Below are 13,918 nucleotides of genomic sequence, written 5' to 3'. Positions count from 1 at the left end.
AGTATTCACTGGTCTTGCTTCGTCTTTTTCTCACTCTCACAGTTAAGCTTATCGCTTCCCTTGGATTTGTCAAAAAATACGTTGCAATATGGTTTGTTCTTTGCAAATATTTCTATTTGCTTGTTGTCTGCTGTTTAGTTTTCAAGGTTCATCTCTGTCGCACCCGACAGCTTTTATATAGTACCATCATCTTTTCCTTCTGTCAATACTTTTTTTCGTCTTTTTTTAAGCCCTCTTCTCGGGCCCCGCGATGGTGAGTATTAATATATCACCTTCCCCTTTTTTTGTCAATAGCTTTTTTGCTTTTTATTTCACATTAGAATTCAAAACTCTCGGTTTATCTTTTTCATAATGTTCCGTTCTCCCATTGAAGAAAAAACAAGGAGAGATGTCTGATTCCGAGGAGCGTTTTACGAGTAATGAATTTCGTCTTAGCAGATCCCGACAGACATCTTCCCAAAACCTTATCCTACAATCACATCCACGGGAAGTGCCGCAATCTTATCCGCTCCGTAGGTCTCCAATTCCTCCCTGTCTCGAAACCCCCACAACACTCCGACCGTAAATATGCCCGCGTTTTTGCCCGTCATAACATCCGTCATAGTGTCTCCGACATAGACACAGTCCTCCCTTTTTAAGCTGTGGCTTTCAATCAGGTTCAAGATCGAATCCGGATGAGGCTTCAATGCAACTCCCTCCCTCTGCCCGTAAACAAAGTCGAAACTCTCTTTTCCGAATAGAGCTTCCACGATCTTGACCGTAGTGCTGTGCGGTTTATTGGATAAGACCCCCGTCTTAAAGCCTCTATCTCTCAAAGTCCTTATCAAGTCATCGATCCCCTCATACACTTTGCATAGATAAAGGTAGTTGTCATCATAAGTCTCATTGTATCTGCGAAGTACTTGTTCCAGCAATTCAGGAGACGAACTTCCTCTATACTCCATAGCTCTTCGAATGAGAGTTCTCGCTCCATCCCCTACAAAGCCTTTGTATTTTTCTACTTCCACACTTTGGATTCCGTATTCTTCCAAAGCACTGTTTGCAAAGTAGGCAATGGACTCTATGGAATCGACTAGAGTTCCGTCCAAATCAAAAATATAAGTATTCACGGTTTTCCTCTCCTCCCAAAATCAATCTCTTTAAAAAGAACATTCCCATAAACACAGGATGAAGGAAGATTCTTATTCAGTAGCAAAAAGAACCGTTCCTTCTATCCACCTTACAAAACCATCGTGTTGATCCCGATGTTCGGGTCCATCTCCCGTTCTACTTCCATCGAAAACATCAGAATAAACACCTCTGCGGTTACGCCTACCACAGCCTCATTCAAATGACCGCCGAATGCAGCTCCCTTATCGTCTCCCACCGTCATATGCAGATGAAGGTATAACTGTCCGTCCTTCGTTGTCACATTCCCCGTGAGATTGGTGATCTCGAGCGCTCCCGAAAACTCGTTTTTATAATACTTCTTTTCCTCCACATTGAAGACTCCCATGGCACAGCTCGATACCGCTCCTATGCCCGAGACGATCCCTGTTTTTACCTTATGTTCTCTACAGGCTTTTTCAATGCTCTCAACAAGCTCTTCTCCCCTGTCCACTCTTACGACCAGAAGGTTTCCTTCTTTTTTTGCCTTCATCTCTTATCTCCTTCCATCATCCACGATCCTTCCTAGGATCATCCTAAATCATCCTGATCAAACCCTCCGTTTGATCTTTGCCCTTTGAGCATAGCCTCGAGAGCACACCTTACTTCCGCCATTGTTTTGTAGAATATAAAGCCCCGTGAAATAGATCCTTTCCATATCTCCGTTTTTGATGCAAAAGCAGTTCTGCCCGATTTTGCAAACTCCCTCTTATCTCCCCTCACAGAGAAACACCTCAAAGAAACAACGCACTTTTCCTCCCTTATCAATATAGGAAGTACCGACCAAAGCTGCGAACTGATTTCCATATTGTTCGGCGAGATGTAGAGATTCTGTTAAACCAAAGCTTTCGAGGATTCATTTGTCCAAGAAAAACTTGACTCCTCCCGTTTTTTTGAATTATGCGACATCGCCGTAAGTCTCCGACGTCTCTGTTCCTTCAACCCTCTATTTGGGCAGTTTCAACTCCCTCTTCCAAACTTCCGTACACAGTGATACAATGCCCCCAAAACATATCGTCGTCATCATAATATGCGACAAAGGTGCCTTCCTCTTGCATACACAAGGTTCGGATCTGAATACGGGTGATAAAATCCTGTTTTGTAATAACCGGCTTCTTCTCCCCTTCTTCTTCCGCGAGCCTCCACTCATTCGCAAGTTCTACCAACTCCATCGCAGCGAGATCGAGCATCTTCTCGTTCCACTCCTCCTGCTCTGCGACCATCTTCTTCATATGTTCAAAGGTCCGCCTTTGACTCTCCTCGTCATCCGTATCGACTTCAAGCGAAATGCAAAGAGGTTGTCCTGCCCAAGTAATTTCTCCCTCAAATTCCGAAAAATCCTTGTTCAATGTAAGCTCTCCAAGCAATTCATCCTCGATGACCACTTCCGTCCGGTAATCCTCCAGAATTTCCTCCAAAACCTCACAAGAAGCATCCTCCTCCAAGATCTGCACAGCATAGAATCGGTTGAAAAAGGACTCGATCATCCCTTCTTCCACCTTCCTGTCTTTGAGGCGTCTGGCCTTTATCCGGTAGATGGTTTCATCACGAAACTTTCCGAAACAGCCTCCCCTTTTGCTCTCTTCTTCGGTTACGGGCCATACCAACCTTCCTTCTTTGTTGTGCAACCGACCCTCTTCATCTACATAAGCCAGAAAGTACGCGGATCCTACCCAGAAGTCGTTATGCTTTGCTCCTCCGCCTCCTTTATGACGTAGAACGACAATCTCCCGTTCTTCCTCTTCGTATAAGACTTCAAACTCTTCAAAAGCCATGATATCCTCCTTGCAACTCTTTGTTGACAGTGTTCTCCACTAAGAATGCCATCCGTAGGAAAGGAATAAACCCTAAGACGATACCGAGATTCGTTTATTCGGATAAACACATCCTAAAAAGCATTTGTTCCTCAAAGTTTCGTCATAAAAACGACGGGTATCTTTGTGTGTGAAACTTCTCCGAGATACATCCGTGCTTGGTAAATACTGTTCTCTGCAAACCGGCAATTCTAAAGAAGCCATAGTATGCACTCTCCTTACGTTCTTTAATATTGTAGCACAAGGATATAATCACAGAAACCTTTACAAAAAAATCTTTTTCTATCGATAAGACAGTTCGGAAAATACAGCACAAATCAAAGGAATAGAGGAAGCTTTGTTCTATATGAAGAATGAAGAAAATACCGTACAACTCCAAAAATCCGCATACAATCAACGTTATGACGAAGGGTGAAATCCTTTAAAACATTGATTCGAAAAACTTTTGCACGTTATAACTTCAGAGAAAAACCGATATTCACACCGTATTTGGAATTTTCCCGGTGCAACGACGCGTTGAAATTCATAGTAACTCTGAAACCGATTATAAATTCTTTTGATTTGTAATGAAGATAAGAAATACAGCTGAATATCAATCTGTCATTACGCCGGCAAAAAAGCTTTTGACTTGAACCCCCGAGTCCAAACCAAAAGCTTTTTTCTCCACTCCTCGACACCTTGATCGTCAAACTTGTTCCATATTTTTGTACTATATATCTGCTAAAATTGACAGGTGGAATGTTTTGAACTATAAATCCTGCAAGCGGTTTTTCGTTCATTATATATTCTATACATCCGGCAGTTCAAACGGAGAATCGTATTACTCGAAAAAATCAACGCGGATTTCAATATGTCCACACACTACTTAGCTATAACTTCCTCCGCCATCTCGATCAGATCCTGTGCCCTCAACTCATATTGTCCGGAGTAGATCAGGCTGTAATCAAGTCCTCCTTCTTCCCAAGATACAATAGTCGTATGTTCTTCTTCCACCTTGTCGCTTCCATACGAAATTTCAAGCACTCCATCTTCCTGCTTCTTTCTGTCTTCGGCGGTCAGTTCATAATTGGGAGGAACAAACTTGTAATCCATCTCGTAGAGTTCGGCTTTTTTGCCTCCGATTTCAATATCTTCCACTCCTTTTTCATCTTCCTCGGAAGATCGCATAAATTTCTGAGATACAAGAAGGCTGACATTTCTTCCGGGATTTGTCGCATCTTCAAAACCGAACATATATTCTTTTACGGTTTCAAGCTTTTCACCCTGATCATCGACCATGGAGTTTTCGCCTTCCGCATAATCGACAAACTTGTAGCCGTTTTCAAATTCACTTACGACCTTGGGCACCTCTCCCAAATACTCCTTCATCTTCTCCTGTGTCGGCATGGTGGTTCCTCTGTTCGTAGAGTGTCCGATATATCCCGCCATACTTCCGACTGCAAATGCCGTTGCACTGATACAGCACAATACGATCGCCATAACCAACACATATCTTGAAGTTTTCTTTGTTTTCATCTTTTCTTCCCTTCCTTTCAAACCTCTGATATCTACCGAAAAATCCTTCGGTACATCCACTTCTTGAGCGATCCTTCCCAAACCTTCCGACAAAAACCTATCGAAAAGAACGTCTTCCTGCTTTTGGGAAGGTCCCTTCTTCGCTCCTCTGAAGAAACCTCTTGCATCCTTCATCTTCTTCTCCTTCCTTTCAAGCCTACAGACAGCGAAGGACCTTCACCTCCGCGCTCAATAGCTTACGTAATTTCCTGCGCGCCAAAAACATTCTCGACTTTACCGTCGCCTCCAACGTTCCTGTCATCCCTGCTATTTCTTTTATTGAAAAACCTTGATAATAGAATAGAACGACCACGGTTCTCTGCTCCAAGGACAGGCTCTCGATCGCCTGCCTGATCTCATCGCTCTGTTGAAGACGGATCATCTCCTCCTCCACATTGGTACTCTCGTCCCGTTTGTCACAGAACAGGGTATCCTCACAAGCTACCTCCTTCTTTTTCTTACGCACTGCCTCCCAAGCGGTCCGAACCAAGATCTTATAAAACCACGAAGAAAACACTTCACTGTTTTTCAACCGATCTCTATGGAGATATATTTTTACGAATGTATCCTGAAGGACATCTTGAGCATCGCTCTGATCGCCGACGATCAGATAGGCCGTCCTTAGTCCCCGTTGCTGATATAGGGTAACAATCTCATCGAAGGCCTCATCATTTCCGTTTTGAAAGCTTTCTATCAGTTCTTTTTCCTTCATCTCTTCCTCCCTTCTCGGTGCCACCTACCATTAAGAGCGAGCGGAGGCAAAAAAAGTTTGATATTTATGAGCATTATTTTGAAATTATACTACGTTTGCTCCATTTTTTTCAAAACTCAGAGGAAAATCACAAGCTTTAGGCTGAAAAACTGGCCTACCCTTCACATTTGCTTATATTGACACTGTTAGAACAAAGTGATATATTGATAATATCTATATTCTTATGTAAGGACGACAACGTATCTTGACTCCGACAAAATACGTTACATCTCTTTACCCTAAAGAACGATAGGGTCACTTATTTTTATATTTCTAAGGAGATCTCACACAGAAGAATCGAAGGTTCTCGACGATATTGCAGCATTATTTAATCTGTTCTTTTCGTCCTCCGACTCTACCGATAAGAAGGAGGAACCGCCTTTTGCCTCTGTGCGATCTTTCCTTGGTCATGCACAAAGAAAGGATGTTGAACTATGAGAAACTATGTTGACAGAAAAAATATTGCCTTTTTGGTAGGAGGAGTTTTGCTCTCTGCCCTGGGTGCTTCTCTTAAAAAATCCGGGAGCGTAAGACGTCTTGCCGTTACCTCCATTGCAAAGGGTATGAAGGTACAAAAAGAGATCTTGAGCTGTTATGAGGGTGTAAAAGAGGAAGCCTCGGATATGTTTGCCGAAGCGGAGCAACAGGCAAAAAACACGGCTCTTGATGAGATTTTTGAGTAAGTATCGGAGTCTGTATGAAGTATAGTATTGTACACTCCATTCCGGGAAGATTGAGACTGATGACATCCAAACACTGTTTTTCCACCGAGGATGCTTATCGAGTGGAAGACTGTATACGAGTCCATCCCAAGGTCGAATATGCCGAAGTAAATCCCGACACGGGAAGTTTACTGATCCGATATCTTCCGGACTGCAAGGAGGAAGTCCTTCAACACATTTCCTCAATGGATAGAGCTTGTTTGAAATCAAAGGAGCCGGTCACCCCCGATCCTCACAGGGAATTGAAAAAACGGTTTGAGAGAGATCTCTTTCAATTGTTCTTCAGACGGTTTTTAATAAGAACCTTCATCCCTTCTCCGATTGGAAGATTCATGTTGATAAAGAAATATATGTCTTTTTTAAGACGAGGCACGAAGAGTCTGCGAAGAGGAAAGGTCAATGTGGACGTATTGGATGCCGCTTCGATCGGGATCTCCATCCTCCAGTCTTCCTATTCCACGGCCGGATCGGTAATGACCCTTCTGCAGGTCTCGGAGATCCTTGAGTCCTACACCAAGGAAAGGGTGAAACTCGATCTGTCGAACAGCTTGTCTATCAACGTTGACAAAGTGTGGAAGGTCGACAAAGAGCGAACCGAACTCGTTCCCCTCTCAAGCATTTCGATCGGAGACCTCATCCAAGTGCAAACAGGAATGATGATCCCTCTCGACGGAGAAGTAACCGAAGGCCTTGCCACCGTAGACGAATCTTCGATGACAGGCGAGTCCGTTCCTGCTGCTAAGAGCTCCGGCTCTACCGTTTTTGCCGGCACCGTCATCTCTGAAGGTTGCCTGACCCTCAAGGTAAGAGCCCTGTCTCAAGACAGCCGGATCAATCACATTGTCGAGATGATCGACACCGGAGAAGAACGAAAGGCCTCCATTCATTCAAAGGCGGAACATATCGCGGATTCGATTGCACCTTACAGCTTCCTCCTTTCAGGTCTTGTCTATCTTTTTACCCGAAACCTGTCTACCGCACTGTCGGTGCTGATGGTCGATTACTCCTGTGCCATCAAGTTGGCAACTCCGATCTCGGTTATTGCAGCGATCCGAGAAGCTTCGATGCACGAAGTAATGGTCAAAGGAGGCAAGTATTTGGAGCTGATGGCGGAATCGGAGGTCATTGTCTTCGACAAGACCGGTACCCTCACAAGCGCTTCTCCAACCGTGACCGACGTCATCGCCTTCGGAGATTATACCAAACAGGAGGTATTGCGTATCTCGGCATGTATTGAAGAACACTTCCCCCACAGCGTCGCCAAAGCCATCGTCAAAAAGTCGGAAGAAGAGGGGCTTCATCACGAAGAGGAACATGCCAAGGTCGAGTACATCGTCGCCCACGGGATCACAACGACCCTCCATGGCAAAAAAGCCGTGATCGGCTCACATCATTTTGTCTTTGAGGACGAGAACGTATTCTTAGGTGAAGACGAACGGCGATTGATCGAACAACACCAGTCACATTCCTCCCTAATCTACCTCGGTATCGACGGAGTTCTTGCCGGTTTTATCTGTATCGACGATCCTCCTCGACCCGAGGCCGAGAATATGATCGCTTCCCTAAAAGATGACGGAATCAGCAAGACATGGATGATTACGGGAGATGGAAAAAATGCGGCAAGTTATGTAGCCTCTCTTTTGAGGATCGATGATTTTAAGTATCAAGTCCTTCCCGAGCACAAGGTCGAACTCATCGAGACTCTGCGCAGACAATATCCGTCCATCATTATGGTCGGAGATGGGATCAATGACTCTCCCGCCCTCTCGGCGGCGGATGTATCGATCACTTTAAAAGATGCTTCGGACATTGCAAGAGAAGTCTCGGACATCGTTATTTTGTCCAACCGGCTCAACGACATCCTCTTTGTTCGAAAACTCGGAAAAAGTATGCTTCAACGTATTCATTCCAATTTCAGAACGATTATTTTTGCAAACACATTATTTTTAGGTCTGGGAATTTTTCATTTGATTTCTCCAAGAACCGTTGCCCTTCTTCATAATGCAAGTACAACGCTCATAGCCTTGGATTCGACCAAACGTTACTTCCCTGCCGAAAAACAGTAAGGAGATTTTATGGACGGGAACAAACGGCGAAATCAAATTCTATCTTACCTATCTAATTCATCGTCTCCTGTCAACGGAACGGAATTGGCACAACTCTTTTCCATTTCGAGACAGGTCATTGTTCAGGATATTGCTATTTTGCGGGCGGAAAGCCACCCCATCCTGTCTACAAACAAGGGCTATCTCATCCAGAAAATGCCCTACGCTCATCACAGGACCTTCTGCGTAAAGCACGACTATGAAGAGATGGAAGAGGAACTCAACACCATTGTGGACTATGGAGGTTGTGTGCGAAACACTACCATTGAGCACGAAATTTATGGACAGATCACGGTTGAGATGTACTTGAAATCCAGGCGCGATGTCAAAGAGTTTTTAGACTTGTTCCGAAGTACGAACGCTTTGCCCCTCACTTCGCTGACAGGAGGCGTTCACTTCCACACCGTAACTGCAGATTCACAGGAAGAGCTCTCTCAAATCGAGCAGGCTCTGATCGAACTGGGTGTCTATGTCGATCTCAACAAAGATAAATAAGAAATAGAAGTGTCGATCTCCAAGTGAAAGCGGGAGATGGCATATGAAATCAATTTGAATGGAGGAAAGTTATGGGAGCATGGGGTATTAAAAGTTGTGAAAGCGACGAAGGTTTGGATCTGCTTTATTCTTTAGAAGAAGATTACCTTGCTCAACGCAAGGAAATCTCTCTATCCGAGATCATCGAGTTCCTCAAAGAAGAGGATTATTTGGGTGAAACCCTTGAAGATATTGATTTTTCATATGATAACAATGCCATTGCCATTGCAGAACTGTACACATCCTGGTCCAAAGAATCGGGATTTATCGGAACGGACTATGATGACAGTGATGAAGAAGGTCCTTGGAGCAAGGTCAAGGTATTTTCGACAGATCCATCCTCTCTTCGTCTTCTTCTGCAATATCTCTACGACATCAAAAACGAGGTCCCCGACGAAGACGGAGAACGCGAAATCGTTGAGTTGTGGAAGGACAGCAATTCTTATGAAGAGTGGTCGGAACATATCAACACTCTGATCGAAAGGATGGAAGCCTTGTTATAGTCTTCCATTTACGGCAATTCGAACATATGACGCTATCTCTTTGATTGTCCGTTATCGGCGCAAGTGTTTGTTATGCTGTCCTGCGTTATACTCTTCTCCGTTTAAAACGCAGGGTAAACAGAACATATATTTGTCGAAAACATTGAGAGTAATCGTAGAATTCAAACTTCACGACCGGACAATTTTAAATAGATAATAGTATTAACATTCATAAGTTGAACTACATTGTTTTTCCGTAATCCTGTACGTCTCGTACCCGACTCTTCAAACGAAGAGCGACATTAATACTATTCTTCTTTTGAGTTGTGGATATAAACGACCTGCGACCATAAAAGATAAACCAATTTTTCATAGATTGAAAAACAGATATATCCATACTTCTATTGAAAAATAGTATAAGCGGAGAATAGTATCAACGGTATTTTGGCAAATAAAGAGCTCCGACGATCCGTCGGAGCTTTTTTGTTGTTTCTTCAAAGAAGTCGATATTCTCTCGAACTTCCCTCCTTTATTTGTCGTTGCTTACCAGAGGATTTACCGTAGGTGTCCGGTACTGTGCCTGATCCTTGAAGGCCTTTAAAGCCTTTTGTGCTCGAGCCAAAGATGCAAGGGTTCCCGGACCTCCGATGCAACCTCCTTCACATGCCATTCCTTCAAGAAGGTACCCATTCTTTTTGCCTGCCTTCGCCAGACGAAGCATCTTCACGCACTCATGCAGACCGTTGGCTTTTTCATAGAGGACGACTTTTCCGGGATCGAGCTCCGCAATCACGTTTTTGACCGCATTTGCAACTCCGCCGCTTTCTGCAAAGCCTCTTCCCAAGCTGGAACAATCGTTGATTTTTTCGGTTACCTCAAGCTCGCTCAACTCGATATCCTGTGCGGTAAACATTCCCATCAATTCCTCAAAAGTGATGACGAAGTCAACATACTCCTGGACCTTTTCGCCAAGCGCTTCCAATTTCTTGGAGATACAGGGTCCGATAAAGACGATCTTCGCATCGTTGTCGTTTTTCTTAATATATTTTGCCGTTGCTATCATAGGTGTAGCCGAATCGGAGATATACTGTTTCAAATCGGGGAACATCTTATCCACCATCGCCGCCCAGGACGGACAACAACTGGTTCCCATATAAGGAATTTTTTCGGGAACTTCATTGATGTATTCCATTGCTTCTTTTATCGTCTCAATATCTGCACCGAGACCCACTTCCATCACATCGTCGAAGCCCAGTTTTTTAATTCCCTCAAAGACCTGTTCCGGAGATACAATCGGACCGAACTGACTTACAAAGGCGGGTGCGACAATTGCCAGATGTCTTCGTTCTCCCTGCTTGATCGATTTGATCAACTGATAGATCTGAGACTTGTCCGAGATCGCTCCAAAAGGACAATGGGAAATACACATACCGCAAGACACACATTTTTCGTCGTTGATCTTTGCACGACCCAAGTGATCGCTGCCGATTGCATTGACTCCGCAGGCAACCGCACAAGGACGATCATACATAATGATGGCATTGTACGGACAAGCTTCCTTGCATTTTCCGCAACGAATACATTTCTCCTTGTCGATTTCCGTCTTGGTTTTCTTCATTGAAATCGCATTGACCGGACATACATTGATACAAGGGTGAGCGAGGCATTTTCTGCAATTTTCGGTCACCTCGTACGTCTTTGTCGGACAAGCCTCACAGGCGAAGGGGATCACATTTACAAGGGGCGGCTTATACATTCTTACCCCTACGTTTACCTCGTCGATCCCGTCAGCCAAAACACCAAGTTCGGCAGCGGTACGCACCGGAAGTCCAAGAGTCAGACGAAGCCTCTCCCCTACAATGGCCCTCTCTTTGAAGATGGAGTCTCTGTGGTTTGCGACTTCTCCCGGAACAATTTTGATGATTGCTTCCCCCATCGCCTTTGCAACAGGCTCATCCGCATAGGCAAACCTTGCAACCTCGGAAAAAACCTTTCTTCTAATATTTATAATATCTCCATATAATTCGTACATATTACCCTCCCAAATGGTTATGATAGTTTCCGCTCAAAGCGGAAGAAGCGAAAAACATCTTCCATATGATAGAACAACAGAAAGACTTGCTTTACATCCATAAATACACTATTCTACTTTTTATGATAACTTCACTCCCGCCCTCCGGAATTGAAATTACTCTGCATACATTTGGCTGATTTTTTCCATCACTCTTTCCGTTGTGGCATTGGTCATAATCTCATCGTCAAACATAACCACCGGACATTGCTCCTCTTCCTTCTTACAGTGCTTCATACAAACGACAGTTTCGATTGTAAGATCCTCATATCCCATACTTTCCTTCAACTCTTCTACCTGATCCAAAATATTCATGGCCCCTACCATAACACATTTTGACCCCATACAGATTGTAAGTTTCATACGAAATCCCCCTTCGTAAATGTTTGATTTCTTTCTACCACCGTTTCTACTTCAATGCCTTAATAAATTCTCTAAACAACGGATGAGCCTTGGTCGGACGAGACTTGAACTCCGGATGGAACTGGCAGGCCAAAAACCACTTGTGTTCAGGAATTTCAACAATCTCAACCAGGCGTTCATCCGGAGACATTCCGGAGATCACCATGCCCTTTTCTTCTATCTGCTTTCGATAAATATTGTTAAACTCATATCTGTGACGATGTCTCTCATAAATAAGGTGTTCGCCATAGGCCTGCATACAAAGGCTTCCTTCCGACAGTTTGCAGGGGTATACTCCCAACCTCATGGTTCCGCCCTTTTCTTCCACGTCTACCTGTTCGGGCATCAGGTTGATGACAGGATGAGGTGTATCTTCACAGAGTTCCGAGCTGTGAGCTTCTTCAAGCCCTACGATATTGCGTGCAAATTCGATTACTGCAAGTTGCATTCCCAAGCAAATTCCGAAGAATGCCACATTGTTTTCCCTTGCATAACGAATGGCGGCTATCTTCCCTTCGATCCCCCTGTCTCCAAATCCTCCGGGAACCAAGATCCCGTCGACTTTGGAAAAGACTTCGTTGATTTTTTCCTGCGAGTAGGTCTCCACCTCTTCCGCATTGATCCACTTGATCTTTACTTTGACTCCGTTTGCCAAGCCCGCATGATGAAGGGCTTCGATCACGGACAGATAAGCATCCTTGAGTTCTACATACTTGCCGACGAGAGCAACCGTCTTTTCTTGAGTCAGACTTTTTTCCTTTTCCACAAGCTCCAACCAATCGTTCAAGTCCGGTTCTCCCACCTCGAGGCTCAATCGTTCAATGACCAGCTTGTCCAGTTTTTCTTCCTGAAGCATAAGAGGAACCTCATACAGTGTTTCCGCATCCATATTCTGCACCACATGATTGGGCTTGAGGTTGCAGAAGAGGGAGATCTTATCCTTCATTTCCTGTGTCAATCTCTCTTCCGTTCGGCAGACGACGATATCAGGCTGGATCCCGATGGAGCGAAGTTCTTTGACACTATGCTGCGTCGGTTTGGTCTTGACTTCACCCGCACGTTTCAGATAAGGTACCAAGGTAACGTGGATATAGCAGACATTTTCTTCGCCGACTTCGTACTTCATCTGCCGGATGGCCTCAAGAAAGGGCTGGGATTCAATATCTCCGACCGTACCTCCGATCTCGGTAATCACAATGTCCACTTCGTTATGTTTTGCTACCCTTTGGATCCTCTCCTTGATCTCATTTGTTATATGAGGAATCACTTGGATCGTACCTCCCAGATACTCTCCTTTTCTCTCCTTGCTGATCACGCTATAATAGATCTTGCCCGAAGTAACGCTCGAATTGATGGACAGGTTCTCATCGATGAATCTCTCGTAGTGCCCCAGATCCAAGTCCGTTTCTCCTCCATCTTCGGTAACAAAGACTTCTCCGTGCTGATATGGACTCATCGTTCCCGGATCAAAGTTGAGATAGGGATCAAATTTTTGGATCGATACCTTCAATCCCCTCGCCTTCAACAACCTTCCCAAGGACGCTGCTGTAATTCCCTTTCCTAAGGAAGAGACCACTCCTCCTGTAACAAATACATATTTTGTCATCTTTTCCCTCCATCTGATTGAACCTGTAAACTCCGCTCTTTTTCCTGAAAACGGCTCTCCATACTAAAAACTTGACGAAAACACCGATGCTGTAAAGCCTGTAAGTCTCGAGCATATATTCCTTGATTGCAGAACAAAAATCGCCTTATCAAACAATACATCTCTTGTGTTTTGCTCGCAGCGTCTATGACTTTGTTCCACAAACAATCAGGTCTTTTCGGCAGTTATCCTGCCCGTAGTCAATCAAAATCCGTACAAACAGATCGCTTTGTCGACTACTGCTCTGCGTATCTTCCGTTTAAATAAAAAAAGAATATACGTTCTTCACTGTATCGTTCCTTTGAATTATAGATACCAAAGATTTGTACTCCATAGAAGATAAAACGAACGCTTGTGGTCACAGGACAGGTATAACCACGCCTCTATCAGAGAACAGTATGAAACATCCTTCCATAAAAAATAAGACAGTTCCGCCCTCGGTCTCTGGGGGCAATCTGTCCTTATACATCAACCCCCTTTGTTTCGGGGAATCTTCTTATTATTTGTCATGATATTAACTATCTTAATTTACCACATTTCTCCCATTTCTTCAATATGTTGAAAAAAATTTTGTTTGCCTTGTATCGATAATATTTCCTGTTTACAATCGATTTGCAGATAGCCTTCTTTTCCTCTTGCACAAATTCCGCCCATAGAGCCTTGAGCATATCTCTCCTTCTTTTGCATCGCAG

General features: G+C 44.1%; 13 protein-coding genes. 4 read left to right on the top strand and 9 right to left on the bottom strand.

Annotation, left to right across the window (positions count from 1 at the left end; all coding sequences use genetic code 11):
- Positions 1–464: 464 nt before the first annotated feature.
- The 5 genes from ACFO4R_RS02705 to ACFO4R_RS02685 form a co-directional block, all read right to left on the bottom strand.
- Entirely contained in the window at positions 465–1,109 is a 645-nt protein-coding gene (locus ACFO4R_RS02705) for an HAD family hydrolase (protein ID WP_379787461.1), read from the bottom strand.
- Positions 1,110–1,219: 110 nt separating this feature from the next.
- Positions 1,220–1,639 carry a PPC domain-containing DNA-binding protein gene (locus ACFO4R_RS02700; RefSeq protein ID WP_379787460.1) on the bottom strand — a complete coding sequence of 140 codons (420 nt, stop codon included), beginning with the start codon at positions 1,637–1,639 and terminating at the stop codon, positions 1,220–1,222.
- Between the two features lie 445 nt (positions 1,640–2,084).
- Entirely contained in the window at positions 2,085–2,921 is an 837-nt protein-coding gene (locus ACFO4R_RS02695) for a DUF2262 domain-containing protein (protein ID WP_379787459.1), read from the bottom strand.
- A 900-nt stretch (positions 2,922–3,821) separates the two neighbouring features.
- Complete coding sequence (locus tag ACFO4R_RS02690) at positions 3,822–4,649, bottom strand: hypothetical protein (protein WP_379787458.1); 828 nt, start codon at positions 4,647–4,649, stop codon at positions 3,822–3,824.
- A gap of 22 nt (positions 4,650–4,671) precedes the next feature.
- On the bottom strand, positions 4,672–5,226 hold the full coding sequence (locus tag ACFO4R_RS02685; RefSeq protein ID WP_379787457.1) for an RNA polymerase sigma factor: 555 nt from the start codon (positions 5,224–5,226) through the stop codon (positions 4,672–4,674).
- Positions 5,227–5,699: 473 nt separating this feature from the next.
- On the opposite strand from ACFO4R_RS02685, the gene ACFO4R_RS02680 reads away from it, so the two are divergent.
- From ACFO4R_RS02680 to ACFO4R_RS02665, 4 genes are all read left to right on the top strand, one after another.
- On the top strand, positions 5,700–5,948 hold the full coding sequence (locus tag ACFO4R_RS02680) for a hypothetical protein (protein WP_379787456.1): 249 nt from the start codon (positions 5,700–5,702) through the stop codon (positions 5,946–5,948).
- 14 nt (positions 5,949–5,962) lie between these two features.
- Positions 5,963–8,053 carry a heavy metal translocating P-type ATPase gene (locus tag ACFO4R_RS02675; RefSeq protein WP_379787455.1) on the top strand — a complete coding sequence of 697 codons (2,091 nt, stop codon included), beginning with the start codon at positions 5,963–5,965 and terminating at the stop codon, positions 8,051–8,053.
- A gap of 9 nt (positions 8,054–8,062) precedes the next feature.
- A complete protein-coding gene (locus tag ACFO4R_RS02670) occupies positions 8,063–8,587 on the top strand; it encodes a transcription repressor NadR (protein ID WP_379787454.1) in 525 nt (174 codons plus the stop codon).
- Positions 8,588–8,658: 71 nt separating this feature from the next.
- Entirely contained in the window at positions 8,659–9,129 is a 471-nt protein-coding gene (locus ACFO4R_RS02665; RefSeq protein ID WP_379787453.1) for a DUF4259 domain-containing protein, read from the top strand.
- A gap of 508 nt (positions 9,130–9,637) precedes the next feature.
- Here ACFO4R_RS02665 and ACFO4R_RS02660 read toward each other — a convergent pair.
- From ACFO4R_RS02660 to ACFO4R_RS02645, 4 genes are all read right to left on the bottom strand, one after another.
- Positions 9,638–11,140, bottom strand: a complete 1,503-nt coding sequence (locus ACFO4R_RS02660) for a 4Fe-4S dicluster domain-containing protein (RefSeq protein ID WP_379787452.1) — start codon at positions 11,138–11,140, stop codon at positions 9,638–9,640.
- Positions 11,141–11,296: 156 nt separating this feature from the next.
- Positions 11,297–11,542: a (2Fe-2S) ferredoxin domain-containing protein gene (locus ACFO4R_RS02655; protein ID WP_379787451.1), complete on the bottom strand. Its 246-nt coding sequence runs from the start codon at positions 11,540–11,542 to the stop codon at positions 11,297–11,299.
- A gap of 46 nt (positions 11,543–11,588) precedes the next feature.
- The gene (locus ACFO4R_RS02650) at positions 11,589–13,187 is read right to left on the bottom strand and encodes a CTP synthase (RefSeq protein ID WP_379787450.1); all 1,599 of its coding nucleotides are present in this window, start codon (positions 13,185–13,187) and stop codon (positions 11,589–11,591) included.
- 567 nt (positions 13,188–13,754) lie between these two features.
- The gene (locus ACFO4R_RS02645; RefSeq protein WP_379787449.1) at positions 13,755–13,913 is read right to left on the bottom strand and encodes a hypothetical protein; all 159 of its coding nucleotides are present in this window, start codon (positions 13,911–13,913) and stop codon (positions 13,755–13,757) included.
- Positions 13,914–13,918 lie beyond the last annotated feature (5 nt).

Source organism: Filifactor villosus, from assembly GCF_042652965.1.
Taxonomy (GTDB): domain Bacteria; phylum Bacillota; class Clostridia; order Peptostreptococcales; family Filifactoraceae; genus Filifactor; species Filifactor villosus.
Note: the sequence above shows the minus strand (reverse complement) of the source record. Positions and strands in the feature narration are given on the sequence as shown.